General features: G+C 41.2%; 23 protein-coding genes and 2 pseudogenes. 22 read left to right on the forward strand and 3 right to left on the reverse strand.

The genetic code is table 11. The features are described 5' to 3' along the window. The first annotated feature begins 64 nt into the window (after positions 1–64). Complete coding sequence (locus tag AR334_RS23885) at positions 65–1,528, forward strand: nicotinate phosphoribosyltransferase (protein WP_066319593.1); 1,464 nt, start codon at positions 65–67, stop codon at positions 1,526–1,528. Positions 1,529–1,811: 283 nt separating this feature from the next. Here the strand turns inward: AR334_RS23885 and AR334_RS23890 are convergent, their stop codons facing one another. Then, positions 1,812–2,132: a hypothetical protein gene (locus tag AR334_RS23890; protein WP_156431381.1), complete on the reverse strand. Its 321-nt coding sequence runs from the start codon at positions 2,130–2,132 to the stop codon at positions 1,812–1,814. A 259-nt stretch (positions 2,133–2,391) separates the two neighbouring features. Here AR334_RS23890 and AR334_RS29140 point away from each other — a divergent pair. The 10 genes and pseudogenes from AR334_RS29140 to AR334_RS23935 all read left to right on the forward strand — a co-directional run. Then, positions 2,392–2,554, forward strand: a pseudogene (locus AR334_RS29140) (transposase); the annotation flags it as partial. 81 nt (positions 2,555–2,635) lie between these two features. After that, positions 2,636–4,120 carry a hypothetical protein gene (locus AR334_RS23895; RefSeq protein ID WP_066319600.1) on the forward strand — a complete coding sequence of 495 codons (1,485 nt, stop codon included), beginning with the start codon at positions 2,636–2,638 and terminating at the stop codon, positions 4,118–4,120. 272 nt (positions 4,121–4,392) lie between these two features. Beyond that, positions 4,393–5,763, forward strand: coding sequence for a 23S rRNA (uracil(1939)-C(5))-methyltransferase RlmD (gene rlmD / locus AR334_RS23900; protein ID WP_066319602.1), 1,371 nt, complete (start codon positions 4,393–4,395; stop codon positions 5,761–5,763). Positions 5,764–6,464: 701 nt separating this feature from the next. Next, positions 6,465–8,762, forward strand: a complete 2,298-nt coding sequence (locus AR334_RS23910) for an immune inhibitor A domain-containing protein (protein ID WP_066319607.1) — start codon at positions 6,465–6,467, stop codon at positions 8,760–8,762. A gap of 171 nt (positions 8,763–8,933) precedes the next feature. Next, on the forward strand, positions 8,934–9,836 hold the full coding sequence (locus AR334_RS23915) for a peptidylprolyl isomerase (RefSeq protein WP_066319610.1): 903 nt from the start codon (positions 8,934–8,936) through the stop codon (positions 9,834–9,836). Between the two features lie 443 nt (positions 9,837–10,279). Next, positions 10,280–11,056 (forward strand): SDR family NAD(P)-dependent oxidoreductase, encoded by a 777-nt coding sequence (locus tag AR334_RS23920; RefSeq protein WP_066319612.1) that lies wholly within the window; start codon positions 10,280–10,282, stop codon positions 11,054–11,056. Between the two features lie 283 nt (positions 11,057–11,339). After that, positions 11,340–11,441: pseudogene (locus tag AR334_RS29700) on the forward strand (NADPH-dependent oxidoreductase); the annotation flags it as partial. A gap of 254 nt (positions 11,442–11,695) precedes the next feature. Next, on the forward strand, positions 11,696–12,619 hold the full coding sequence (cysK, locus tag AR334_RS23925) for a cysteine synthase A (protein ID WP_066319614.1): 924 nt from the start codon (positions 11,696–11,698) through the stop codon (positions 12,617–12,619). A gap of 187 nt (positions 12,620–12,806) precedes the next feature. After that, positions 12,807–13,577, forward strand: coding sequence for an HpcH/HpaI aldolase/citrate lyase family protein (locus AR334_RS23930; RefSeq protein WP_066319615.1), 771 nt, complete (start codon positions 12,807–12,809; stop codon positions 13,575–13,577). A 90-nt stretch (positions 13,578–13,667) separates the two neighbouring features. Then, positions 13,668–15,740: a sigma-70 family RNA polymerase sigma factor gene (locus tag AR334_RS23935; RefSeq protein WP_066319624.1), complete on the forward strand. Its 2,073-nt coding sequence runs from the start codon at positions 13,668–13,670 to the stop codon at positions 15,738–15,740. A 115-nt stretch (positions 15,741–15,855) separates the two neighbouring features. Here the strand turns inward: AR334_RS23935 and brnQ are convergent, their stop codons facing one another. Next, on the reverse strand, positions 15,856–17,214 hold the full coding sequence (brnQ, locus tag AR334_RS23940) for a branched-chain amino acid transport system II carrier protein (protein ID WP_066319635.1): 1,359 nt from the start codon (positions 17,212–17,214) through the stop codon (positions 15,856–15,858). A 369-nt stretch (positions 17,215–17,583) separates the two neighbouring features. Continuing rightward, entirely contained in the window at positions 17,584–18,072 is a 489-nt protein-coding gene (locus AR334_RS23945) for a hypothetical protein (RefSeq protein ID WP_066319638.1), read from the reverse strand. A 93-nt stretch (positions 18,073–18,165) separates the two neighbouring features. On the opposite strand from AR334_RS23945, the gene AR334_RS23950 reads away from it, so the two are divergent. From AR334_RS23950 to AR334_RS23995, 11 genes are all read left to right on the forward strand, one after another. Then, positions 18,166–18,765: a vWA domain-containing protein gene (locus AR334_RS23950; RefSeq protein WP_066319643.1), complete on the forward strand. Its 600-nt coding sequence runs from the start codon at positions 18,166–18,168 to the stop codon at positions 18,763–18,765. A 108-nt stretch (positions 18,766–18,873) separates the two neighbouring features. Beyond that, positions 18,874–19,671, forward strand: a complete 798-nt coding sequence (locus AR334_RS23955; RefSeq protein ID WP_066319650.1) for a polysaccharide deacetylase family protein — start codon at positions 18,874–18,876, stop codon at positions 19,669–19,671. Positions 19,672–19,836: 165 nt separating this feature from the next. Further along, positions 19,837–20,772, forward strand: coding sequence for a heme o synthase (cyoE, locus tag AR334_RS23960; protein ID WP_066319657.1), 936 nt, complete (start codon positions 19,837–19,839; stop codon positions 20,770–20,772). A 312-nt stretch (positions 20,773–21,084) separates the two neighbouring features. Beyond that, positions 21,085–21,222, forward strand: a complete 138-nt coding sequence (locus AR334_RS29705; protein ID WP_156431382.1) for a hypothetical protein — start codon at positions 21,085–21,087, stop codon at positions 21,220–21,222. A 12-nt stretch (positions 21,223–21,234) separates the two neighbouring features. Continuing rightward, positions 21,235–21,696, forward strand: a complete 462-nt coding sequence (locus tag AR334_RS23965; protein ID WP_066319658.1) for a cytochrome c oxidase subunit II — start codon at positions 21,235–21,237, stop codon at positions 21,694–21,696. Positions 21,697–21,710: 14 nt separating this feature from the next. Then, a complete protein-coding gene (locus AR334_RS23970) occupies positions 21,711–23,390 on the forward strand; it encodes a cbb3-type cytochrome c oxidase subunit I (protein ID WP_066319659.1) in 1,680 nt (559 codons plus the stop codon). Between the two features lie 88 nt (positions 23,391–23,478). Then, positions 23,479–24,111, forward strand: a complete 633-nt coding sequence (locus tag AR334_RS23975; protein WP_066319668.1) for an SCO family protein — start codon at positions 23,479–23,481, stop codon at positions 24,109–24,111. Continuing rightward, positions 24,111–24,671, forward strand: coding sequence for a hypothetical protein (locus AR334_RS23980; RefSeq protein WP_066319671.1), 561 nt, complete (start codon positions 24,111–24,113; stop codon positions 24,669–24,671). Before AR334_RS23975 ends, AR334_RS23980 begins: the two co-directional genes overlap by 1 nt. A gap of 84 nt (positions 24,672–24,755) precedes the next feature. After that, complete coding sequence (locus AR334_RS23985) at positions 24,756–25,265, forward strand: methylated-DNA--[protein]-cysteine S-methyltransferase (RefSeq protein ID WP_066319681.1); 510 nt, start codon at positions 24,756–24,758, stop codon at positions 25,263–25,265. Positions 25,266–25,327: 62 nt separating this feature from the next. Further along, positions 25,328–26,116, forward strand: coding sequence for an MBL fold metallo-hydrolase (locus AR334_RS23990; RefSeq protein WP_066319684.1), 789 nt, complete (start codon positions 25,328–25,330; stop codon positions 26,114–26,116). Between the two features lie 20 nt (positions 26,117–26,136). Continuing rightward, a complete protein-coding gene (locus AR334_RS23995; RefSeq protein ID WP_253701358.1) occupies positions 26,137–26,859 on the forward strand; it encodes a DUF3784 domain-containing protein in 723 nt (240 codons plus the stop codon). Positions 26,860–26,866: the final 7 nt, after the last annotated feature.

The raw sequence follows: 26,866 nt of genomic DNA on the forward strand, positions 1-26,866 counted from the left end.
TTTTTTTAATGGTATTATTGGTAATAATGTTTGAAAGCTGTAATAGTCCCTTTGGAGGTAGATTATGAAACACATTTACCATGATGATAGCTTGACTCTGCATACGGATCTTTACCAGATTAATATGGCAGAGACGTATTGGAGGGATGGTATCCATAATAAACGTGCGGTCTTTGACTTGTTTTTCCGCAAGCTTCCGTTTGGAAATGGCTATGCCGTTTTTGCCGGTTTGGAAAAAGTCATCCAATATATTCAGGGCTTCCGCTTTTCTGAGGATGATCTCGAGTATTTGAAAAATGAAGTTGGCTACCAGGACGATTTTTTAGACTATCTTAAAAACATGCGTTTCACCGGAGCCATTCGGTCGGTGAGAGAAGGAGAGCTTGTCTTTGCCGGTGAGCCGATGCTGAGGGTGGATGCTCCCCTGGCAGAAGCACAGTTGATTGAGACAGCTTTGCTCAACATTGTGAACTATCAAACATTAATTGCAACCAAGGCATCCCGTATCAAGCAGATCGTTGGCAATGAAGTGGCGATGGAATTCGGAACAAGACGGGCGCAGGAAATGGACGCAGCCATTTGGGGAACGCGCGCGGCTTATCTTGCCGGATTTGAAGCCACAAGTAATGTTCGGGCAGGTAAATTGTTCGGCATTCCGGTTTCAGGAACACATGCTCATGCCATGGTTCAAGCCTATAAAGATGAGTACACGGCTTTTCATAAGTATGCCGAGACCCATAAAGATTGCGTGTTCCTTGTTGATACGTATGACACGCTCCGCCTTGGTGTGCCAAATGCCATCAAAGTGGCTAAGGAGCTTGGCGATAAAATTAATTTTATCGGGATTCGTCTCGATAGCGGCGACCTTGCCTATCTATCCAAGGAAGCACGGAAAATGCTCGACGAAGCCGGCTTTAAAGATGCAAAAATCTTTGCCTCCAGCGATTTGGATGAATATACGATTATTAACTTAAAGGCCCAAGGTGCAAAAATCGATAGCTGGGGAATCGGCACGAAGCTGATTACCGCCTACGACCAGGCCGCTCTTGGAGCTGTTTATAAAATAGTGGCGATTGAAAACGAAGCCGGACAAATGGAGGATACGATCAAAATTTCCTCGAATCCGGAAAAAGTGACAACTCCAGGTGCCAAGAAAATGTACCGGATTATTAATAATAAGAACCACCATGCCGAAGGGGATTACATCGCGATGGAGAATGAAAAGATTCCAGAGAAAAAATTGCGCATGTTCCATCCGACCCACACATATCTAAACAAGGTGGTCACGAACTTTACGGCAAAGGAGCTTCATGAAGATATTTTTGTGAACGGCGAGCTTGTCTATGAAATTCCTTGCCTGGAAGAATCCCGCGAATACTTAAAGCAGAATCTTGACGCGCTTTGGGACGAGTACAAGCGGATCATGAATCCAGAGCACTACCCTGTGGACCTGAGCCAAAAGTGCTGGGATAACAAGATGAAGAATATTGAGGAAGTCAAAGAGAAAGTCGAAGCAATGAAAGAATAAAAGGAGTCCCGTGGCTGGTGGTTTACCAGTTACGGACTCCTTTTTTGTCCAGCTCAAGTGCCTGGCCACTAAGGAAAGCTCCTTAGAATAATCATCGCAGGAACAAGCTGTGCTTGTTCCGAAGGCGCTTCCGCTTTTCTTGTTATTTTTGCTTAAAGAAATCGATAAAAGCATGGTAAATTTCGATTCCCTGATAGGTAAGCATCCCTGCTGCCGATATCGAAAACAAACCAATCATAATAAAACGAAGCCACATATTATGTTCCTCCCTTATTTTTTGTGGTTAGACTGCGGGAGGAAGAATCACATAATTCGATTGATGAAAAACCGCTGTAAGAAAGCTGCGGTTCCTTGTCGTGTTTTTTGAAAAATAACGTGGAGGGTTTGTTGCTGCAGTAAGGGCAATAGTAAGGATCAGGAGCTGCGGCAGGCCAGGTGCTTTTTTCTTATCATCATCCGATTGCGACTTTGCCTGTGAATCATCAAGGAAGATAATTGCTTTGGTTACAAGGTGTTTTTGAGGAGGTCCCTGTGTAAAATGTGAAAAGGTAAAAGCAAGGAAGATGAGAAGCAACGAGATGGAATGTGGCTTAATCATTTTCACCAAGGGTTCACTCCTTCCGATGAGATTGTTTTAATCATATACACTTTCATTATATTTGAAAACCGAAATATTCTGACATTTTTTGCGTAAAAAAGGCACTTGTCTCGATTTCGCAATCAGTCCTGCTTTGTGTTACAGATTTTCCGAACAAGAAAGTCCATGCAGGGCATAGCCCGTCCTTAGACATGGGATGAGAGAGAGGTCGGATACAGAGCTAGGTGTGTTGGAGTTTTTCATATGAACTGATACAATATAATATATGAAAGAATACATACGAACAAAAACAACCGTACATTAATCAACTACCATTTTATTTTTGTCCTCGGTACAGAAGGAAAATATTCCTTCGTACTTATGTGGAGGAACGTTTTAAACAGTTGGTACATGAAATATGTGGGGAATTGAAAATTGTTGTCATCGCTTAAGAGTGAAATGTATCGAGTGAAACAATCAAGCGATACGTTGAAAATCAAAAAAACGTAACTAGAGAGGAGCTGACACTTATGACAAGAAAAAATACACCGACTTATACAATCGAACTTCCACTGAATATTCCTGTTTGGCAACAACACCGTTTGGAAAAGAAACTCAAGATTGCTCGGTACGTCTACAATTCTTGCCTAGGTGAAGCTCTCAAACGCCATAAACGTGTGAAAGCGGACCAAGAGTATCGTACTTTGCTTCGTGAACCTAAGTCTAAAGAACGTGATAAACAGCTTTCAAAGATTCGTTTATCCTATGGATTTTGTGAATATGGTTTGCACTATTTTGTGAAACCTGTTCAGCATAAATTTAAGGAAAATATCGGTAGCTTTGAAGCCCAAAAACTTGCTACAAGAGCTTTTCAAGCAGTAGAGAAACTGCATTTTAACAAGGCTCGAAAAGTACACTTCAAAGCGTTTGATGATGATATTTCGATTGAAAACAAATCAAACCATACTGGATTGCGATATGCAAATGGTAATATCCTTTGGGGGGACAAGCCAACAAAAAAACGTTCTACCCCTAAGAATTGGTTATGTATGCCGATTGCACCGAATGCTAATGATGAATATGCTCATCTCGCCTTAATGGACAAGACCAAGTATGTTCGAATCTTGAAACGGGTAATACGTGGAAAGGTTCGCTATTTTGTGCAACTCATTCAGGAAGGCTATCCACCAGCAAAACGTAATCGAAATGTTGCGAATGATGAAAACAAACGTGTAGGTATCGACATTGGCCCATCAACGATTGCGATTAGCAGTGAAAAAACCGTACAACTTCGAGAACTAGCTCCAGAATGCAATGCCGATGACAAGAAACTTCGCCGTATTCAGCGAACAATGGACAGGTCGAAACGTGCCGCCAATCCTCAAAACTATCAAGAGAATGGTACTACTAAAAAGGGTAAAAAGATATGGATGTATTCCAATCGTTATATAAAGCTTCGACGAGAGCGGAAAGAAATGTTTCGTAAGATTGCGGTGCAACGAAAACAGTCGCATGAGAAGTTAGCGAACGAGATCTTAGAACTTGGCTCTGATGTACGAGTGGAAACCATGCGATTTCAATCGCTGCAAAAACGAGCAAAGAAAACAACTCGAAATAAGAAGAATGGCAAGATACACCGTAAAAAACGGTTTGGCAAATCAATTGCTAACCATGCTCCTGCCATGCTACTAGCGATTATTGATCGAAAACTTGGTTATCAGGGACTGTCAATCAAGAAAATAGATACCTATGCCACAAAGGCCAGTCAGTTCAATCATTTGACTGGTGAATATACGAAGAAGCAACTTTCAGAACGTTGGAATGATTTGGGGGACTTTCGTATCCAGCGTGATTTATATAGTGCTTTCTTAATTGGAAACACAACTGAAATGTTCGATTCCGTTGACATAGAACTATGCAATACACAATGGGACAACTTTGTTAAACTGCACAATCGTGAGCTTGAACATCTAAAACAATCATCTAGTCAGACATTGCGTTGGTTTGTCGCATAAACACAAATCTGATTGGTCGTGACAACGCCCAAAAGAAGTCGGAACGGAAAGCACACAAGAGGTCCTTTTAGGCTGGCTTGGCGAAGTGCATTGCTGTACGTAATACGTCCGTTAATGTTCTAGGAGAATATACGCCAGTATTTCAGTAGAAACTCTTTCTGCAAAGAAAGATAAGGGTACTGTTAAGAAGCGTATTAGTATCCTGGACCCCACTGCTTTAGGGTGGGAGTTGTCAGAATCTTGCTAGTTAAAATGAGAAAAGGAAGAAAATAATGAGCAGAACATTGCCGGTAACGAGAAATGATTACATAGATGTGGTTTTTGAAGATTTGACCCATGATGGGGCTGGAGTGGCAAAGCTTGATGGCTATCCCATCTTCGTCCCCAATGGATTGCCGGGAGAAAAGGCAAAGGTCAAGGTCATTAAGGTAAATAAAAGCTACGGAGTCGGACGCCTAGTTGAGCTGTATGAACAAAGCCCTTTCCGTGTTGATATTCCTGCCAGTGAAAAACATAAATATGGCGGCTGCCAGCTAGAGCACATTAGCTATGAGGGCCAGTTGAAATACAAGGAGAATCAGGTACGCCAAGTGCTTGCACGAATTGGGAAGATAGAGGAGGTAGTCGTGCATCCGATTATGGGGATGGATGCGCCGTTCTATTATCGAAACAAAGCGCAAGTCCCTGTTGGGGAAAAGGATGGCAAGCTGATTGCCGGATTCTTTAAACCAAGAACGCATGAAATTGTCGATACCGATGAAAGTCTGATTCAACTGCCCGAAGTGAATGAGGCTATACAGGTTGTAAAGGAAATATGCAATGAGCTCGGGGTTCCAGCTTACCAAGAAGAAACTCATAAAGGCGTTTTACGGCATATTATGGCCCGCTTCGGAAAGCAGACCGGGGAACTGATGGTGGTAATCATCACGAGAACGTCAGAGATTCCTCAAAAAAATAGGCTGGTGGAGGAAATTACGGCTCGTCTGCCAAGAGTGAAATCGATCGTCCATAACGTCAACTCGAAGCGGACCAATGTGATCCTTGGCGAAAAAACGACTGTCCTATGGGGCAGTGAAGTCATTTATGATTATATTGGCGACGTGAAGTTCGCCATATCAGCACGATCCTTTTACCAGGTTAATCCGGTCCAAACGAAAGTGCTTTATGAAAAGGCGTTAGAGTACGCGGATTTAAAAGGGAAGGAAAGCGTCATCGATGCCTATTGCGGCATTGGCACCATTTCATTATTTTTGGCGCAAAAGGCGAAAAAAGTGTTCGGTGTGGAAGTAGTACCAGATGCAATCGAGGACGCAAGGCGAAATGCGGAATTGAACAAAATGACCAATGTTGAATTTGCGGTCGGCGAGGCTGAAGTTGTGATTCCGAAGTGGTATAAGGAGGGAAATGCAGCAGATGTGCTTGTCGTTGACCCGCCGCGCAAGGGCTGTGACGAAGCCTTGCTGCAAACCATCATTGAGATGAGGCCGAAAAAGGTCGTCTATGTCTCCTGTAACCCGGCCACCTTGGCGCGCGACCTCAGAATCCTGGAAGACGGCGGCTTCAAGACATTGGAAGTCCAGCCAGTTGACATGTTCCCAATGACTACACACGTGGAGTGTGTTGCGCATCTTAAATTATTATAGGCAGTTCCCCCTCAAATGAGGGGGGCTGCCTTTTTGTTTTGGGCTAATTCATTATGGATGTTGGCAAGTTGTTTATACCAAAAAACTTTTTGCAAATCCGGTCAAAATCTGTGCACATTTGACAAATGGTTTGAAAGGTAACCGTAAAAAACATCGATTCCTAACTATTAAACAAGTTGAATGTAGGAGTTTGTCGGTTGAAATATTTAAATAGTGGTAATATTCACCATATTCCTACTAATTAATGTTTTAGAATATAAACAAGACTGTTTAAAAGAATCTAGTAAATATTTTATAGAAACAATCATCATAATAGTTCACCATACATACTTCCGATGGAAGAATTTTTTTTGCAAATTGCCAAGCTTATCTAAACAAAAGATTACATGAAGATATTGGAATTTTTTGTAGGTTGTTTTTCGACCTATGACTATATGGTTTGTGACTTTAAGGGGGGTGATAAACCAAGGTAAGCATAAAGCTATGAACGGGGGCGATAGGGGGGCTAGCGATACAGTAATGAAAACAATACGTAATGATCAGGGGAAATTAGAAAACAAAACAAAAGATATTTCTGCTAAACATGACTGTTTAGATTCAAAAAAAAGCAGGAATGATCGAAGTGCCCTTCTGGGGTCTTATTTACTTGCGTGAAACTATTACCTACATAAAAGGTAGGTCATTTTCTAATAGGGAGGAGAATGGATTTGAAATTTAGAAGTAAAATTGCAGCAATAACGACTACTATATTGCTTGCGACGTCTTCAACAGCAGTTTTTGCAGCGGATCCAGGGCTGGATAAATTGCCCGCCCCAGTAGATCCCCAGTCATGGGTGAATCCGGAAAATATGACATGGAATGATTATAAAAAGGTCCCTGGTATTGACTGGAATAGTCCAGATGTTAAACCAGAAACAGAACTTAGAGGGGCCTTGATTTTGGTCGACTTTCCGGATCAGGATTTTATCTTGACCAAACCGAAGGGTTCAGAGCTCATCGGTAACCCACAAGTCGATGCCGTTCCTCGTGAAAAACTTGGGGAATGGTGGAGAGACTTCCTGAATGTTCCTAGCAAACTCAACAACTATCAAACAATCGATAACTTTTGGAAAGAGAACTCTCATGGAAAATGGGGTGTATCTCTTGATTCCTATGGTCCATACCGCTTGGATAAGTTTGAATTTCAGTATGGGCTTGAAAACAGTATGAATCCAGGTGCCCGGCCAAGCAATTATCCAAGTGGGAACCTTTTCACGGATGGCGTAAATGCAGCAGCAGCTGACATCACCGCCTCTGGACAGGAATATGACTTTGCGTTCATCGTTCATGCCGGCTATGATGAATCCACTGTATGGCAGGAACTTGGCGAAATGATGTTTTTGAATCAAGACAAGGTGCCTGATGAATTTGGTCCGCCGAAGGATATGCCTGGATTTGAAAACATGCCAAACTGGGCAAAAACTCGTTATGTACCATGGTCTTCCTGGTACGCAGCAAAAGCTATTTGGTCTGCCGCATCTAGCGCAAGGATCAATGGAAAAACAATTCGTGTTTCTATTCAAGGCGAAAGTGATGGAATGGGCACATTCGCTCATGAATTTGGTCATCTCCGCGGTCTTGGCGATAACTACAATAATGCAGCTCTTGACCCTAGAACCTATTCGGGTTATTGGGAAACTATGAGCCGTGGATCATTCAATGGCCCGGGTGGAACGCACACTCGCTGGATGATTCCATCTACCCTCGGTGCTTCTTTATCGGCACCACATATGCTCCGTAATAAGATGAAACAGGGCTTTGTATCCAATGATGAAGTCCTGCAGCTAAACCGTGATGAATTAAAAGAATCTGGACCGGCGTTTGCAGAAATTGTCGCTCGACAAGCACCAATTGGCAGTAAATTCGGCCGAACCGGACTCCACGGCATCAACATCAGCATGAACGATTTAACACCAACAGATTACCTTGCCGGTGACTGGCGCAACGATATCCTTGGTTCTGCTAATAGTAGAATGTTCAATAACTACACCCTTGAAGTGGTAGACCGCTTTGGTGCGGATTCCTTTGCAGCCGACTCCGGTGTATTGATCGCCAAAACGAAAAATGCGGAGACCGCCCCGAACATTTGGGTAGTTGATTCGCATCCTGAGGATATTAACCTGAAGGACTTTACAAGACCTGACGGCACTACAGCTATGGTTGGTAAAGGTGACCCTCGCCAAGCTCTTGATGCTTTATTCAAAGCTGGGAATGGGAAAAGTTTGGTTGCCGGAAAGTTCGATGGTTCGATTGACAAAGACTCTATTGTCAGTGAGTACATCGATCCATACAATAAGCTTCATTTCTACATTTTAGGGAAAAACAAAGACAATGACGGCGTACTTCGTTATCAGGTTGCGGTCCGTAACACAGAGGGCGCAGGCGCCTATAAACGCGGAGTGGATGTAAGTGCTGAAACTGTACAACCTGCCGTACCGGGCAAAGTGGCAGTCTATCATTTTAATGTCACCAATACCGGAGAAGCAAAGGATCTATTCCGTGTCAACGCTTCTGCAGGTGATTGGACAGTTCAACTTGATCAAAACGTAGTGGCTGTGGAACCAGGAGCAACCGTTGCCGTACCGGTATACGTGAAAATTCCGAAGGGCAAGACAGCTCCGGCCACTCTTACTTTTACGGCCACTTCAGAGACAGACTCTAAGCAAAGCGTTACCGATACGAATCTTTTGGCAAGCAATCTTAGCGCAGAAGGATTAAGTTCTGTAATTGATAGTTTTGCTAAAGAGGGAGCTTTCAAAGCAGGTGCAGCGCAAGCATTGAAGGCACATTTGATTTCCGTCAATCAATTTGAAAAGAATGGATCTGCGGATAAGGTTGTTAAACACATTAATGATTTTAAAGGATTCCTGGATCTTAAAAAAGATGCAGATCAGATCTCCGCAAAAGCGTATAACAGTTTGAAAGCGCATGCAGATGCGATGATTCAAGTCTGGCAATAGGTTAGAGTAAAATACCTCCTGTACCGGGTATGCTGCTTGGTACAGGGGGGATACATAGAAAAATCGAAGGAATTTTAAAGCTTATTTAGCTTTTTATCTGGATGCTAAATCCAAGTCAGATTCGAAAGCCGCCATGACTTTGGAAAGTGTCAAAAGTAGGAGTGAAGATAATTGAAAAATAGGATCACAGTTTTAGCCATTTTATCATTGTTAATTTTACTTGGTGCCTGTTCGGCTCTTGCCTCTGGCGCTGAGAGCGAGGTACTTGTTAAAACGGACTATGGAAATATCTCAAAAGATGATTTATATAAAGAAGTGGTAAGTTCCGAGCGGGGAAAAGAATTGATTCAAAAGTTGGTTTATATGAAAATTTTGGAAGGGAAATATGAAGTATCTGATAAAGAGGTGAATCAACGGCTGGACGAGATAAAGGAACAGGCCGGTGGTGAAGATGGATTTAAAATGCTCCTGCAACAACAGGGCTTTAACAACGAAGAAGAATTAAAAGATCAAATTAAACAATCCCTTTATTTCTTTAAAGCAACAACGGACGGGGTGAAAGTCTCAGATAAACAAATAAAAGATTACTATGAACAAAATAAAGACCAATACACGGAGGTGCGAACCAGTCATATTCTCGTGGATGAGGAGTCAACGGCTAAAGAAATTGAAATAGAACTACAGAAAGGAGCCGATTTTGCCGAATTAGCAAAAAAACAATCGACAGATAAGGTGTCTGGGGCAGAAGGCGGGGATTTGGGCTATCTTTCTGGAAAGAGCCAGGAAATGGACCCAACATTTCTTGCGGCCGCTTTGAAATTGAAAAGAGATGAAGTGAGCGAGCCGGTTAAGACAATGTTTGGTTATCACATCATTAAGGTAACAGATAGAAAGGTGACGCCATTAAGCAAGGTGAAAGATCAAATCAAACAAACGCTTATGGGGAAAGATGCAAAATCTATCCAGGAGATATTAAACAATTTCAATAAAGAAATTGAGGTTAAACAAGATGCATTTAAAGATGCATTCAAGGATGTAGAACCGCAACAACCACAGATTCCCCCTCAAAAATAAAATGTTCAGTCATTGTTGAATAAAACAAGTGTGAACTCACTAGCACCCAATGTGTTGCCACATACACTGAACGCACGTGGAGTGTGTTTCAAGTGTGTTTCACAACTTATTTTCAAGAAAGGCGACTATCCTCTAGGGTGTTGCCTTTTCATGTTTCTTGTAAGGATGTACAAAATTGCATTGAATATAGACAGTGCCATTATTATTACAAGTGATCCTCTCTTTAATCTACAAGAACCCCTATATATCCTTTCATTTTGCTGCATACCGCACTTTTAACTCCAATTACAATGTTGAGATTTAGTTATTTTCGCAAACGGGTCAAAAGATTGAATAAGAATTGGAATTTTATATATATGTTTGGTCAATATAAAAAAGAAAAATCGTTAAGCATGCTTTTGTCATTATGAGTACCAATATTACAAGAATAAAGGGATGATTTTATGTTATTAAAAGACAAAGTCGTTTTAATTACTGGTGCAGCCGGCGGTATCGGTACTGCGGCAGCAAAAGCATTTGCAAAGGAAGGGGCAAAATTAGCGCTTGTGGATTTAAATGAAGATGCGCTAAAAAAAGTTTCCGAACAAGTGGAAGCTAGTGATATCTTATTCGTTTCTGCGGATGTTACAAAAGAAGACCAGGTAAAAAATTATGTTGATAAAACCGTTGAAAAATATGGCCGTATCGATGTATTTATTAACAACGCCGGTGTAAATGGCGCCAATGCACCAATCGTAGAGCAAACGGAAAAAAACTTGCGATTTGTTATGGATGTTAACTTCTTTGGGGCTTATTACGGTTTAAAATACGTTCTTAGTGTCATGCGAGAACAAAAATCTGGTTCTGTTGTCAACACAGCTTCAAACGGTGGATGGCTTGGTGCTCCGGGAATGAGTGTTTATGTTGCATCGAAACATGCTCTTCTCGGACTTACAAAATCTGCAGCTTTAGAAATGGCGTCATATGGCGTACGCGTAAATGCTGTTGCTCCAGGCGCAACAAATACAGAGATGATGCGTAGAATTGAAAGAAATGCAGTTGGAGAAGAACATGCTGAGGAAGCGCAAAAAGCATTTGCGGCTGCTGTTCCAATGGGGCGCTATGCTACACCAGAAGAAATCGCAGATTTGATGGTATTCTTAGGTTCAGATAAATCTAGGTTCATTGATGGAACGATGGTTCGTATTGATGGCGGCATGTCTTCCACTTCTGCACAATAATTTATTAAGGGCTCGGAGGTTTGTTTTTTTTCTTGGAATTCTTGTCGGCAGGGTATTTAAATATTCTTTTAATAACCAAATAATTTTAGTAGGCACCCTTTAATTAAAAGAAAGAAGGCAATGGGCTCAATTCTTAAAAGAATGGGCTCTTTTTTGAATTACGTAATAGAGGTTCGGAATTGAAGTTTTTTATTACTTGGAAGTATAGAGAGTTTTTTTAAGGTAAAAATAATTTTGAAATTGGTCAATCTGTCATATATTCGATGGTAAGGTGGTAGCCAATATGGGCTTTTTTGACAAGTTGTTTGGGAAATCAACTAAAACGGAGGAAGAACCGATGACAAAATTAAATATTGGCATTATTTTAGGGAGTACACGGGAAGGGCTTAGTGAATATGCTAAGCCCTTCCCTATGTGCGATTAATTGACTTTTCGAAAAACAAGGTTGATTCTTTCAACCAAGTATAATACTATAATTATAGCCAACTAAACTCATTGGAATTAAATGATTAACAAGAAACAAGAAACATTTTCTTAAAAAAGCTGGGTTGCTTTCTATTGTGAATAAGTCTAAAAAGGTAAATTTTATTAACTTGACACCAATCATCAAACATTTGGAAAAATTGAAGGTGAAGTAAATTGAAACTTTATGATTCGGTTCTGGATTTAATTGGAAATACCCCTATCGTGAAATTAAACAAATTACCAGATGCATCTGGTGCAAAGGTATATATAAAATTGGAATCCTTTAACCCCGGGGGTAGTGTAAAAGATCGTGCCTCCATTAGTATGATTGACCGTGCAGAGAAAGAGGGCAAACTGATTCCGGGAACAAGCACGGTCATCGAGCCGACTTCCGGAAATACTGGGATTGGGATTGCTATGGTATGTGCAGTCAAAGGGTATCGCTGCATCATTACAATGCCTGATAATGCAACCGCTGAGCGTGTGAAAATTTTAAAAGCATATGGTGCTGAAGTCCACCTCACTCCAGCGAACAGAAGAATGCAAGGGGCAATTGATAAAGCCAACCAATTAGCTGAATCCATTTCAGATAGCTTTATTCCAATGCAATTTGAAAATACTGCAAATGCAGATGCCCATCGTGGAACAACTGCAGTTGAAATTTTAGAGGCATTCGAGGGCAAATTGGACGCACTTGTGTTGACCGCTGGAACAGGAGGAACTGTCACAGGTGTTGGGGAAGAGTTAAAAAAGCGAATTCCAGACTTGAAAATTTACGTCGTGGAACCGTTTGGATCCCCTGTTTTATCAGGGGGGGAGCCTGGACCTCATAAAATCCCAGGAACAGGCCCGGGTTTTATTCCCAAAATTTTAAATCGCTCCATCTATGATGAAATTTTACTCATTAAGGATGAAGATGCCCAAAAGACTGCACGCCGGCTGGCGGCGAAAGAAGGCATTTTCGTAGGCGCGTCTGGAGCATCCTCCACCTATTTTGCTATCGAGATAGCAAAAAACTTGCCTTTAACAGCTCGTGTCCTTTGTTTGGCTCCTGACACGGGGGAACGGTATCTATCTTCCGACTTATTTCCAGAATGATTTTTACAAAAAGTTCTCCCTTTAAAACGATAAGAACCAGTACCTCCATATATAAAAAGACATCCTTCCAGTGCAGGGCAGGGGGATGTCTTTTTTGCATGTTCTTGTAATCGTTTTCCTTTTATGTTATGAGTGAAGAATGTAAAAAACTAACAATCAATTTAATATTTTGAAAGGGGCAATAAAATTGAAAAACAAACTGAAGGAAAAAATGTTAAACGGTGAGAAAACGTTAGGTACTATCCATCAAATTGGAAGTGCTACAGCAGTTGAAGCTTTGGGCTATGCGGGATTTGATTATGTTTTAATCGATACTGAACATGGGCCATTCGATGTAGAAAGTGTACAAACCTTGGCACGTGCAGCTAAATTGGCAGACATTACTCCATTGGTTCGGGTAAAGGATGGGGAACGTAACTCAATTCTTAAAATGCTTGATGTTGGTGCCATGGGATTAATTATTCCAAATGTACAATCAGTTGATGAAGTAAAAGACATCATCAAATTCGGAAAGTATTTTCCACTCGGAGAACGCGGTATAGCACCAACAAGCGGGAGCAGCTTCTGGTATGCAGAATATGCACAGCAAGGGTTAGATCACTACTTTGAGGTAAGCAACAATGAAACGTTAATCATTCCGCAATGTGAAACACGAGGATGTTTAGACAGTATTGAAGAAATCGTTGCTTTGGATGGTGTTGATGGAATTTTCATTGGACCTTATGATTTATCTACTGCATTAGGTAAACCAGGCCAATTTGATGATGAAGAAGTAAAAGGAGCTATTCAAAGGGTATTGGATGCATGTAAAAAAGTGAATAAATTTTCCTTCATTTATGCTGGTTCCGAAGCCGACATCAAGTCACGATACGAACAGGGGTATGATTCTGTTACTTACGGAATGGATGCCATCATTTTAATTGAAGCATGCAAGAAAATTGTTGCAAATTCAAAATAAAATACCCGCTTTTGGACCACTTATTGTCAACCACTTCCTCTCACTATATTATTGGTATAAAGAGAATGTTAGAGGGGGGACAAATTATTAATGATCCCAGCAAAAATAGATCCCATTTCAATCACGACGATAAGAGAAAAAGGCATAGAATCCATCGTCGATTGGTTCGATCAGCACAAAGAATCGTTCTATGCTTTGGGGTGGTCCTATTTTAGGAGCCAGCGGCAAATGGAAGAGCTTTTTTACCAGACCATTTTAAAAGTTTACAAGGAGTTTCCCCGATTTAAAAATGTAACATCATTCGAAACGTGGGTAACGTCAATTTTTATAAATACCTGCCATGAGCTTCATGAGGATAGAAGTTTACAAGCTTTAGAGGAAAGCGAACAACATAAGGATTTATTTAAAGCACTCGATCAATTGGAAGAGCATGTGAAGGAAGCAATGGCCCTTACATATATAAAGGGGTTATCTCAGGAGGATGCTGCGCAGCTTCTAAAAGTTTCAATGGAAGAGATGAAAGTGCTTTTGTTTTCTGGAATCCAGACACTTAGAAAAGAAATGGGGTACGACCCAACTTTTAATGGGTGTAGGGAGTATCGTGGGTATTACATTAATTACTTGGAAGGAACCTTAGAGAGATCGAAAAAGGTTGCATTAGAGATACATATTTATCATTGCCAGCACTGTCAGGAGGATTTGGCTTCCTTACAGGAGGTCATGCTAACCATGTCAAGTTTTCCAGAAAAGATGGCGAATTTCCATGTGCCATCTGATTTCATGAAAAACGTCAAAGCAAGGCTGGCAGAAAAGGAAAGGCAGAGACAACTGAAGTTCAAGAAACGTAAACGAACGGGGATTGTTTTTGCGGGTGTTATTGCATTACTAATAGGTATAGAAGTTATTGCGGGTTCCTTTTCCAACCTCTACTATACATGGACAGAAGAAGATCAGGAATTGCGCGCCTTTCTGCAACAGGACATTGGTGAGAGACTAGACCTAGAAGCAGAAAGCGATGGAGTGAAAATTAAGATTAAGAGCGCAATTGCTGATCATGTTCAGACGCTTATTTTTTATGAAATAGAAGATACAGCTGCAGACAATCAATATGTCATGAATTATAATGATGGAGTCTTTGTGGAGAACGAGCATGAAATCATGAGCCGTGAAATGTTTCCAAGGTATTATCCACCAGACCTGGAGTCGAATCTAAATAAGGGCAAAAAGAATGTGTATCAAGGTAAGATGAGTCTGATGCCACTCACATCGGATAAAGGGACAATTAAACTTCAAATCACAAGGTTGCAGAAATTGATTTCTAATTCAAATCAAAAAGGTATTAATCCTTACGAGAACATCGACTTTAAAACAGGAGAGTGGAATTTTGAGATTCCTGTAACTAAGCAGCCCGCTATCGAATATGCATTGGATGAAGAAACAGAAATCGAAGGAATCCCCGTTCGATTTAATAAACTAATCCTTGCTCCGACGGCGACGATTCTGCAATTTGGTATTAATCATGAACAGCCGGAAAAGCGGATTGATATTATCAACTTTGACAATCTGGAAGTGAATAATGAAAAAGTGAAAGCAGATCGGTATGGCAGCTTTTTCATGAATCCAGAGCTAGACATGAATTGGATTGCTTTTCAAGCATATTTTGATCCGCTTTATGGGAAAAAACCAAAAAAGGTCAACATTCAATTAAAATCTGCCCAATTAACAGTGGAAGACAGAAAAACAGTCGAACTGGATGCCTCTAAGGAATATCCTCAAACCTTGGAATATGCAGGCAGCACCATCACCATTGAAAAGGTAGAAATTGGCCAGCCAGCCAATATTGTCATAAGTGATCGTGAAGTTGAGAATCGAGCATTTGAGTCACTAAACTTCAATATTTTGGGTGAGGAAGAGAACGAAAATAGTTCAATGGAGATGGAGCAAGAAGGCGTCCTCGTGGATAAAAACGGAATAAAATACGATATAAATGAAAGACATTTTCCATTTGAGGAAATTGAGCAACCTCGTTATTTCTTTACGGTCCAGAACATCCGAATGCATAGTAATAACCCTGGAGAGGATGTCATTCCAAAATGGCTGGAGATTTACGGCTATAATACTACGAAATACTTGGAGGATGTAGTGAGGATTTCGGTGAAATAAGAGAAGAAGGAAAAAGGTGTACTCTCTGACTAGAAGTTTCAGAGAGTACACCTTTTTTATTTTTAAAAATATAAAGTATTGTAATTTTTATCGATTCCGTTCCCTACGATGCCTTTTACCTTAAGGGAATCCGTAAAAATTTCAGCATGCCGATGATGGCCGAACTAATTGCAATTGCTATTAGTGCCGGAAGCAGCCAGCCAAGCCCCTGGTCATAAAGCGGCAGTACCCGTTCATAGAAAGAAACGATCGGTGCGAGCCATTGGAAATATTCTAAGCCGAGCTGCTGGCAAAGGAACTTAAAACCATCGATCACGCTAACCAAAAAGGTGATGGAGGTTCCGATAGCATAAATGAATGGCGACAGCCTAAAGGCCTTTGATAAAAATGTCAGCATCATGAGTACAATGGCCAGTGGGTACAGAAGCATCAGTACCGGGATCGAAAAATTAATGATGTTCGATAATCCGAAGTTGGCAATGATAAATGAAACCAATGAAAAGAAGCTAACCCACATTGTATAGCTGATTTTTGGAACAAGAGTATGGAAATACTCCCCACACGAAGTAATCAGGCCTATGCTTGTTGTCAGGCAGGCAAGTATAATGATAATGGATAGCATGATGGTTCCTGCTGTTCCAAAATAAAACGATGCGGTTTCCCCCAGCACAGGGCCGCCTGTTTCGAAAAGTCCAAACCTTACCGTACTCGATGCTCCCAGATAGGCAACACCGACATAAATGATTCCAAGGAAGATAATCGCCACGAATCCGGATTTTGCTGAAGCAGTAAGGATTCCTCTGGTAGAGGTTATTCCCATCTCGCGTATCGCTTGAATGACGATGATACCAAAAACAAGCGATGCCAGTGCGTCCATGGTATTGTAGCCCTCCATAAAACCCTTCACAAACGCTCCATTTGCATAAGCCTCTTGGGGTGCCCCAATTTCGCCCATTGGTTTTACAATAACCATCACCAATAAAACGAAAATCAAGATAATGATAGCGGGCGAGAGAACTTTCCCAATTCGGTCAACCAATTTCGCCGGATTCAAGGAAAGCCACATGGTTACAGCAAAAAATAGGAAAGAAAAGATCAGCAGCCCGATTTGTCCGCCACCTTCGCTTAAAAATGGTGCAATCCCGATATCAAAAGCAACTGCACCAGTCCGTGGCGCTGCAAAAAAAGGTCCGATAGTTAAATAAAGAAGCGAGGTAAAGACAACACCATAAATCGGATGAACCCGGCTAGCTAGCTCCTGAAGGTTGCTGGCTCCGGAAACGCCCATCGCCAAGATTCCCAAAAAGGGCAGGCCGATTCCAGTGATCAAAAATCCTGCCACAGCAATCCAAACATTTGAACCGGCATTTTGGCCGAGTGAGGCGGGAAAGATCAAATTTCCAGCGCCAAAAAACAAAGCAAATAACATAACTCCGATGATAAAATATTTTGAAAAAGGCAATTTATTTTCCATTAAGGTATTTCTCCTTTAGTTTTTCCTGTTAGTAGAAACTAATTTTACTATTCTTAAAATTAAAACGCAACATATTTCTTCATTATTTAGATTATTTAGAAATAAAGGAGGAGATAGATAGATACTGATTTTGATGCTTGATTTACATAATTTTGATCAGAAATATTAAGATGTGTAATATTTTACTAATATAATTCTAAGTGATCGGGGATAGTCAAAGGGATATTATATTTCAATAATTCGAACGGAGATTGAGGGGGAATTTGTTTGTGTATTAAAAAAGGTAACATTCCAGGATTGGGATGTTACTCTTTTGGTGCTAATATTCCTTTTAACTGTACCGCCTGACGCTTAAGTATTTCTGAATTTTCAAGCAATTACCCCCGCTAGCGGCTTCAAACTGAAATAATCCAGCGCTTGATTGACCTCCTGAATATCGTATATCTTTTTTTCTAAACAGAACTGAATCACTAAATCAAATGTATCACTGTCAGACAAAGAGTAACCCGCAGCACTCAACAGCTTGTCGGTTTCTTTTTTGTTCAATTCAAGTGCAAGTGCTAGGGCAATAACGGTATTTTTTCCTGGACGATAGTCGGGATTGGAGCGAATTTTGGAAAAATGCCGGCGGTCAATTCCGGCTTTTTTATAGATGTCTGAGTCGGTGGAACGTTTTTGATCAATAAAACCAAACAGGGTTTTGTTAAAGGCAGGCTGGCGCTTATTTTTTATGAAATCCTCCAAAGCAATATTATGAAGTTCATCTGAGATGCTTTCTTCCATCTTGGAAAAAGCAAGCCTATTTAGGTGAAGGTCAATATATTCCTGCAACTCTATTAATAGTTTTTGGTCAAGCATAATAAACCCCCGTAAATGTCGCCTAGCAAGCGACCAAATAATGGATGAACTTAACTATTATTATAGTATAAACAAGCCGAAAGGATGATAGAGATGAATACGAATCTGACAGAAATTATTTTCTTGCTTGATCGAAGCGGGTCGATGGCGGGGCTAGAGAGTGATACAATTGGAGGCTTCAATGGTTTTATTGAAAAGCAAAAGCAAATGGAGGGAGACACGCTCGTCACAGCTGTTTTATTTGATGATCAATATGAAATTCTTTGGAATGGAATAAAGGCAGAACAGACGAAGCTCACCAAGAGGGATTATTTTGTGAGAGGTATGACAGCACTGTTGGATGCAGTAGGTAAAACGATACTAGATGTAGGTTATCGGTTGGCGAAAACACCGGAGGAAGACAGGCCGGGAAAGGTGATTTTTGTTATAACAACAGACGGAATGGAAAATGCCAGCAGGGAATTTACCTATGAAAAAGTGAAAGAATTAATCAAGCACCAGCAGGAAAAATATAATTGGGAGTTTATTTTTTTGGGAGCAAATATAGACGCTGCCGAAGAAGCGGACAGCCTTGGGATTGATGTGGCCAATGCTTTTAGCTTTGAAGCATCGGAAAAGGGCGTCGAAATTATGTATAACATGGTTAGTGAAGCGGTATCGGAGAGAAGGCAAGACATTAGAAAAAAGCGATAGTTTATAAATTGGTCAGTTCCAATTATGGGGCTGGCCTTATTATTTTGAATAAAGAAAAACTTTTTTATGAAAAATAACAGTGTATTGGATTGATAAGGAGATGTATAGATGAGAAGAAAATTACTGATGTGGCTAACGGTGGTAATCCTCATGCTGTCATTGGGAGGTATGTCCGCCTATGCTCAAACAAAAAATCCTCCTAATATGGAAGGGGGAGCAGAAAATAAAGAGCGTGTGCGGCACCCAGTGTCATTTATTATTTTGCAGCAGCGATACCCGGAAACGATGGTGACAAGAGGTCCGCAAACTGAAAATAAAGTGGCGTTAACATTTGATGACGGCCCGGACCCCCGGTTTACGCCGCAAATTTTGGATATTTTAAAAGAGCAAAATGTGAAAGCGACTTTTTTCTTGATGGGAGCAAGGGCTAAAGCCTATCCAGAGATTGTGAAGCGAATCCAAGATGAAGGTCACATTATTGGGAACCATACATATTGGCATCCTAATTTGGTTGAGCAAGGGGACATCGCGACGCTAGAAAGAGAGGTGACACAAACCGAAAATCAGTTGGCTAGTCAAATTGGCTACCGCACCAAACTGTTTCGCGCACCATACGGCTTTTTGAACAATGGGTTGGTTGAAAAGATGAAATCGATGAATTATACGGTGGTTGCTTGGTCGGTAGATTCTCTCGATTGGCACGAGTCGCCTCCTGAGCAAATTGCCTATAATGTCATCAGCAACATCCAGCCCGGTGCGATTATTCTGATGCACGACGGGGCACAGTGGGATGAAGACCGGACTAATACCATCAAATCGTTACGGCAGATTATCCCTGAGTTGAAGAAACAGGGGATTGTGTTTGAGACCGTGCCGGTGTTGTTGGATATTCCCTACAAAAAATAATGCCCAATTATTATATGAAAAAATTTTTGGTGTTTCTAATCCATAATGAGCCGTTCGAGGCTCTTTTTTTTTGGCGATTTTTACAATAGGGGTATATTAAAAAGTATGTTAATATAAAATCAAAGAAATTAATTATCCAAACCATTTTATGGGGGGGTTAGAACTTTGAGTCAAAATGGAATACTTACCGCTCAAAACGGCAAAGGCACTCCTATTACAAATACGCGATCTAGTTTAGTCGCTGACATAAAATCACTTTTTAAAGGCCCTGTATTAATTGCTAATGTATTACCCGTCTTTACAGGGTTTTGGTTGGCGCTTTACTTTACCAATAGTTCCTTTATGGATTATTGGGATGTTTTTCTGTTGACAATAATCGGAAGTACTTTGGTGATGGGCGGTGCGCTTGTCATTAATAACTGGTACGATGTTGATATCGATACCGTAATGGATCGGACGAAGAATCGGCCAACTGTTACCGGTCATTTTTCTTTAAAATCAGTATTAACTTTAGGAATTGTCCTGACTGCACTTGGTTTTGTGCTATTGCTTTTTACCAGAATGGAAGCTGTTGGCTATGCCTTTATTGGCTGGTTTACTTATGTCATTCTGTATACCATGTGGTCGAAACGAAAATACACTCTTAATACTGTCATTGGTGCTATTTCTGGCGCTGTTACACCAATGATTGGCTGGACCGCGATTGAGCCGGGTTTTCATATCGTTCCAATCATTCTCTTTTTGATAATCTTTATCTTTCAAATGCCGCATACATTTGCGATAGCGATGAAAAAGTGCGAAGAATACCGCGCTGCCAAAGTGGCAATGCTCCCGGTAGTGCATGGATTTGAAATGACAAAAAGGCAAATGGTCGTTTATATTGCCTGCCTGTTGCCGCTGCCATTTTATTTGGGATCACTCGGTACTGCTTTTGTTGTCATTGCAACCCTAATGAACTTAGGATGGTTAATAATAGGGATCAGTGGATTTTTTATGAAAAACGACCTCAAATGGGCACAAATCAATTTCCTTTACTCAGTCAATTATGTTTCGATTCTATTTGTATTAATGATTTTGGTAACCTTGCCTGTATTTAATTAAATACGAATAAAATTCAAGACTGTCCCTTACCAGAAAAGGGATAGTCTTTTTTTGTTCACAGATTTGTCATTTTTGCTATACGAAAAAATTCCTTATTTCAAAATAATGATTAACAACGTGAAAAAGGTAATATCACCGTTAAAATAGCGATTATAGATAAATTTGATTTTATCCATTTCAAAAATACCTCACCTAGAAAAGTAATGCTGTTTTACCTCACACTGCCTGCGTGATGCAGTTCACTTCGTTGAAAACGATTCCCATTTATCATAAAAATGACAAAAGAACTTAACGAAAAAGGGGGATTTTGAGATGAGCTCTGTTAAGGGAAAAAAGGTTGAAAAACACGAAGCACCATTAAAAGGAACATGGATATCTTTGGGGGTTTTGTTTGGTGTCATTCTGTTCACTTATTTTGTACTTTATGGTTTATATATGGCGAGAGTATAGGGGGGATAAAAAATGCATAAAGACGAAAAAATTTGGCTTACGTTAAGCTTCGGGATGATTATGATCTTCATGCTTATCACTGGTTATCAGGCATTTGCATTAGAAATGGGACCGCCAAGCAACATGGAAACAATCGACCCGCAGAAAGTAGATCAAACAGCTCCATTCGATAAGCCGGGCATTACAAAAATCGGCGAGAATGAGTATGAAGTAGTTATGACGTTAGCAGCATTCAGTTTTAACCCGCCGAATATTGAAGTTCCGGCCGGTTCAACAGTGCATTTTACACTTACATCTAAGGACGTTGTTCACGGGTTTGAAATTGCTGGTACAAACGTCAATGCGATGGTTATGCCAGGGCATATTCAAAAAATCACCCAAAAGTTCGATAAAACCGACCAATATTTAGTTATATGTAATGAGTATTGTGGCGCTGGCCACCAGTTAATGTCTACAACAATAACGGTTAAATAAAGGGGGGACAAAGAATGCAAACAGCAACAGTACAAATGTTTAAAGATAAAGTAAATAAGCTTGCTGGTATAAGCCAAGAAGATGCTAGAATCTCAAAAGCATATTTATCAGTAGCATTTATTGCATTATTCATCGGTGGATTTTTAGGATTAGCACAAGGGCTGAACCGCGCTGGATTGTTCGAACTGCCATCATGGTTTAACTATTACCAAGTATTAACTGCACACGGCGTGCTCTTAATCCTCGTGTTAACAGCATTCTTTATTATCGGTTACTTCTACGCAGGCATGTCACATACTCTAGGCGGCCTACTTCCTAAGGTAAGAAAGATTGTCTGGACTGGTTTTGCTTCAAAAATAATTGGGGCCGTACTGGTTGTTATTCCAATCCTGTTGAATGAAGCATCTGTTATGTACACCTTCTATCCGCCAATGGCAGCACACCCGATGTTTTATATTGGATTGGTGTTTGTTGCGCTGGGTACCTGGTTAGCCTGTATAGGCTGCTTTGTGCAAGTGGCTAACTGGAGAAAGAATCATAAAGGACAGCATGTTCCGATTTTCTCTTACTTTGCAACTGGTGTATTTGTTCTATTATTCTTCGCTTTAATCCCTGTAGCTGTGGAAGTATTGATCATTATTCCTTGGGCATTCCGCTGGGTTGATACAATCAACGTTATGGTGTCTCGTACACTATTCTGGGCTTTCGGCCATACTTTAGTTAATATTTGGTACCTATCGGCAACTTCTGCTTGGTATGTAGTTATTCCAAAACTAATCGGCGGTAAACGCTGGAGCGATACGTTAACACGCGTAGTCATCATTGCTTTAGTTGTTATGAACATTACCGGTGGATTCCACCATCAAATCATCGACCCAGGTATCGATGAAGGCATCAAATTTATGCACGTATTCATGAGCTTGGCTATCGGTTTCCCATCATTGATGACTGCTTATGCAATGTTTGCAGTATTCGAGCGTACCTCTAGAAAGCAAGGCGGCAAAGGCCTTGTTGGTTGGTGGAAGAAAATGCCGTGGGGAGATGTTCGCTTCCTTGCTCCATTCATTGCGATGGTTGCGTTTATCCCTGCTGGTGCAGGCGGTATCGTTCAAAGCACAAACCAATTGGACCAAGTAGTTCACAACACAATGTGGATCGTTGGTCACTTCCACTTAACATTGGGTATGACAGTAGTATTGACGTTCTTCGGAATCAGTTATTGGTTAGTTCCTTATATTTCAAAACGTGTATTAACGCCAAAACTCAATAAATTAGGTGTGATCCAAACATGGGTATGGACAATCGGCATGATCTTTATGGCCGGATCTATGCACTATGTAGGTTTACTTGGTTCACCGCGAAGAACTTCTTATACAACTTATGGGGATCACGCAACAGCATTAGGCTGGGACCCATATTTAATAGCCCTGGCAGTTGGCGGAACCTTGTTAATCATAGGGGTTATTCTCCAAGTGTACGCGGTTTTCAACATGATGTTCTTTGCACCAAAAGGGGAAACAGAATTCCCAATTGCGGAAGAAGAAGAAAATGCATCGAAAACGCCTTACTGGACTGAGCGCTGGGGATTATGGATTGTCGTAATGCTGATCATCGTATCAATGGCCTACGTTATTCCATTAACTGAAATGATTGTCAATGCACCTCCAGGTTCACCGCCTTTCAAAACTTGGTAAGAAGAAAATTGTTTTTTTGAAAAAAGAGATAGCTCGCATAGGTTGGGCTATCTCTTTCTATTAAAAAATAGAGTTGGAAGTGATCGATATGATCAACAATAAGCACACTAAAATATCACATATACTCGTTATCGCATTTGGTTTTGTATTATTTTTTATCGGCACAGATGGATTCACCGCCTATACGGCAGAAACAGCAAGAGTCAATAAATTGATGAATGAGAAACCGCAGTTCCCCGACGTTACCCTCGAGGATAGTATAGGTCGAAAATATTCTATTTCTGAATTTGAAAACAAATATGTATTCATTACATTTTTATATACAGCGTGTACAACGGTTTGCCCGCAATTGGAGTGGAACATGTCGCAGGTTTATCAAAAGCTGCCAACTAAGTATTTGGGCAAGGAGATCGTGTTTTTAAGTATCAGCTTTGACCCTGCAAGAGATACACCAGAAACCCTCAATAAATATAAAGATTATTTTAAAAGCGATGGAGAAACTTGGCGGATGGCGCGAATCCCCAAACAAAAGGAATTGGACTCCTTGTTGAAGGAGTTCGGGGTGATTGTCATCCCTGACGATAATGGCACCTTCGCACATAACTCGGCGTTTTATTTGGTCGACCCGAAAGGCAAACTGGTCGAGGTCATGGATTACAAAAAAGTCGATGAAGCGTCAGCCAAGCTCAACAAGATCTTGAAACAGGAGGCGGGAGAATAATGTTAAACCAATCCTTTTATGGTTTGCTGCTGTTTATTTTCCTGGCCGTTCCTCCTGTTGCTCATTTTATGGAATCGTTTATGGTTGTTCACATGCATATGCAAATGCCGATACTGGTGATTGCCGGGATGCTGATGGCCAAGTTTGTTCAAGACCGATTCCCGAACTTTTTTGAAAAATGGAATGGGGACGGCGTGCCCGGAGCCTTGTTATTTTTCCTTATTGTCGTTTACTGGACATTGCCGCGCACAATGGATGAAGCGCTGGAGGTACCGGCAGTCGAAATCTTTAAATTTATCAGCCTACCATTTTTGGCTGGAATTGCCCTTAGGGACAGCTGGGAAAAGTTAAAGCCTATTGGGAAAAATTCAATCTTTATTGGGTTTATCGTTATGTATTTTGGAATGGGCCTGCTTTATATTATTTCGCCAGAACAATTATGCAACAATTACTTGATTATCGACCAATTAACCCTGGGCTGGGGGTTTGTGACAACAGCCATTTGTATCGTAATCTACATGGTTTACAATTATTTTGTCGACCCCTCGGATTACATTTGAAGAAGTGCCGCACCGGCTCCTGACGCCGGGCGGCTATTTTTGTATAATGAAAGAAAACACGGTTTTTTATTGGAGGAAAAGAGTATGAATGCACAGCCGGTTTATTGGTCATTGTTGAAGCATAAAGATTGGCAGTTATATCTCGCTGCAACAGAGAAAGGCCTTTGTTTCGTTGGGTCGCAAGGGCAGGCGTTTGAAGAGGTGGCTGCCTGGGTGGAAAAGCGGATGCCTAAAAGTCCGCTAATTGAGGACGCTGAAAAACTAAGACCATATGCTGAAGAATTAATACAGTATCTTGAAGGGGAGCGGACAAGCTTTACGATTCCGTCCGATTACCGTGGAACAGAATTTCAGCGTTCCGTTTGGGAGGCGCTTTGTGAAATCCCGTTTGGAGAGACGAGGACTTATTCCGATATTGCTGCCAAAATTAATCGGCCTGCAGCGGTACGTGCAGTCGGTGCAGCCATCGGTGCCAATCCGGTGATGATTACCGTCCCATGCCACCGGGTGTTAGGGAAAAATGGGGCCCTGACCGGCTTCCGGGGCGGGTTAGAGATGAAATCCAAGCTGTTGGAGATAGAGCGGAAGGCTTAAAAGGCTGGGTAAGCAATAAAATGGTTCAGGTGGTAAAATATAGGTGAGGGGGGAGGGGAGCAATGATTGATGTGTATTCAAAGGGGAAAGTTACGTGTATCGAGGGGAAAACCCAAGGGGCAGTAGGCAGGGTTTTTGCGTTTTTGGTAGATGGCATGCTGGTCGATACAGGCCCCCAATGTTTAGCGGAAAGCCTTATTCCTTTTTATCAAGAACAATCTTTTGACTTAGTCACTTTAACGCACAGTCACGAGGACCATTCCGGGACTGCTCCGTGGATTCAGGAAAATCTTGATATACCAATCTATGTCCATCCGAAAGGAATCCATATTTGTGAGCAGGACTGGCCGTATCCGAAGTATCGGCAGGTGACCTGGGGCAAACGGAGGAAATTTACCGCCCAGCAGTTAGGAGAGACAATTCAATCTCGTCATTATGAATGGAAGGTCCTTTATACCCCTGGACATGCCGTTGATCATGTTTCTTTTCTCAATGAGGAAACAGGCATCCTGTTTTCTGGTGATTTATTTGTCGCACCGAAAACAAAGGTGATTATGGACAGCGAATCAATCCCCGTGATTATGGATTCGATCCGAACTTTGCTCACTTATGATTTCGGGCCGATGTATTGCTGCCATGCTGGCTATATAGAGGATGGGAAAGGGATGCTGATACAAAAGCTGAAAAATCTCGAGAACCTCTGCAAGGAAGTGGCACATTTATATCGTGAAGGGTTATCAATCTTTGAAATTAACCAAAAGCTGTTTCCGAAAAAGTATCCAATTATTACTGTCTCGGGAGGAGAATGGGACTCGCTCCATGTTGTATCATCGATTGTAAAAGGGCTTTAAGGTAAAGGGGGCGTTGTTTGATGACACTTTTATTAGTCCAGCTGGGCATGATTCTGATGTTTTTGCTCCTGGGTTGGGCAATGTTGCAAAGAGAAGCATATTGGCTGATATCCGGGTTTTCGACCCGGCCTAAGGAAGAACAGGAGGAGCTGATTGCTAACGGGTTCCCGCAACGGACGGGGAAATTGATGATTGCCACGGCAGTTGGCATGGTGCTATTAATGCCTTTGTACTGGACATCATTTGCATACACGTTTGAGGTTCAATTTGGGTTTATGTTGGTGTTCCTAATGGGCGGGCTTATTTATCTATCAAAGTATGAGGTGCCTAAAAAACGAAAGCGGAGCTATATCATTTCGACTTCACTGTTTGTAGTTGTCATTGGTGCGCTTGGTGTTCTTGAATATATCGCCTATCAGGACTATGAACTAATCGCACGTGGGCAATCCTTTGAAATCACCGGTGTTTATGGCGATGAATGGCCGTACCAAGAGGTGACAAAGGTGGAGCTGCTTGATGAAATGCCGGAGGTCACCTTCAAACAGGACGGATTTGGCATGTCCACGATTGCCAAGGGACGCTTCAAGGTAAAAGACTACGGCAGCAGTTTGTTATTTATCAGAAAAGAGACTTCTCCGATCCTCTATATAGAAATGGGCAAGAAAAAAATCTTTATCAATGCAAAAACGCCGGAACGGACAACGGAATGGTTTGAGGAACTTAAATCAAAAACAAGGGATTGATTGTAGT

Origin of the sequence: Bacillus sp. FJAT-29814, from assembly GCF_001510715.1 — a bacterium.
Lineage (GTDB): Bacteria > Bacillota > Bacilli > Bacillales > Cytobacillaceae > Neobacillus.

Bases quoted from the DNA above. Each gene is read 5' to 3' on its own strand.
- AR334_RS23885 (WP_066319593.1), top strand. From the start codon at position 65: ATGAAACACATTTACCATGATGATAGCTTGACTCTGCATACGGATCTT.
- AR334_RS23895 (WP_066319600.1), top strand. From the start codon at position 2,636: ATGACAAGAAAAAATACACCGACTTATACAATCGAACTTCCACTGAAT.
- rlmD (WP_066319602.1), top strand. From the start codon at position 4,393: ATGAGCAGAACATTGCCGGTAACGAGAAATGATTACATAGATGTGGTT.
- AR334_RS23910 (WP_066319607.1), top strand. From the start codon at position 6,465: ATGGATTTGAAATTTAGAAGTAAAATTGCAGCAATAACGACTACTATA.
- AR334_RS23920 (WP_066319612.1), top strand. From the start codon at position 10,280: ATGTTATTAAAAGACAAAGTCGTTTTAATTACTGGTGCAGCCGGCGGT.
- AR334_RS23935 (WP_066319624.1), top strand. From the start codon at position 13,668: ATGATCCCAGCAAAAATAGATCCCATTTCAATCACGACGATAAGAGAA.
- brnQ (WP_066319635.1), bottom strand. From the start codon at position 17,214: ATGGAAAATAAATTGCCTTTTTCAAAATATTTTATCATCGGAGTTATG.
- AR334_RS23945 (WP_066319638.1), bottom strand. From the start codon at position 18,072: ATGCTTGACCAAAAACTATTAATAGAGTTGCAGGAATATATTGACCTT.
- AR334_RS23950 (WP_066319643.1), top strand. From the start codon at position 18,166: ATGAATACGAATCTGACAGAAATTATTTTCTTGCTTGATCGAAGCGGG.
- AR334_RS23955 (WP_066319650.1), top strand. From the start codon at position 18,874: ATGAGAAGAAAATTACTGATGTGGCTAACGGTGGTAATCCTCATGCTG.
- AR334_RS29705 (WP_156431382.1), top strand. From the start codon at position 21,085: ATGAGCTCTGTTAAGGGAAAAAAGGTTGAAAAACACGAAGCACCATTA.
- AR334_RS23965 (WP_066319658.1), top strand. From the start codon at position 21,235: ATGCATAAAGACGAAAAAATTTGGCTTACGTTAAGCTTCGGGATGATT.
- AR334_RS23970 (WP_066319659.1), top strand. From the start codon at position 21,711: ATGCAAACAGCAACAGTACAAATGTTTAAAGATAAAGTAAATAAGCTT.
- AR334_RS23975 (WP_066319668.1), top strand. From the start codon at position 23,479: ATGATCAACAATAAGCACACTAAAATATCACATATACTCGTTATCGCA.
- AR334_RS23980 (WP_066319671.1), top strand. From the start codon at position 24,111: ATGTTAAACCAATCCTTTTATGGTTTGCTGCTGTTTATTTTCCTGGCC.
- AR334_RS23985 (WP_066319681.1), top strand. From the start codon at position 24,756: ATGAATGCACAGCCGGTTTATTGGTCATTGTTGAAGCATAAAGATTGG.
- AR334_RS23990 (WP_066319684.1), top strand. From the start codon at position 25,328: ATGATTGATGTGTATTCAAAGGGGAAAGTTACGTGTATCGAGGGGAAA.
- AR334_RS23995 (WP_253701358.1), top strand. From the start codon at position 26,137: ATGACACTTTTATTAGTCCAGCTGGGCATGATTCTGATGTTTTTGCTC.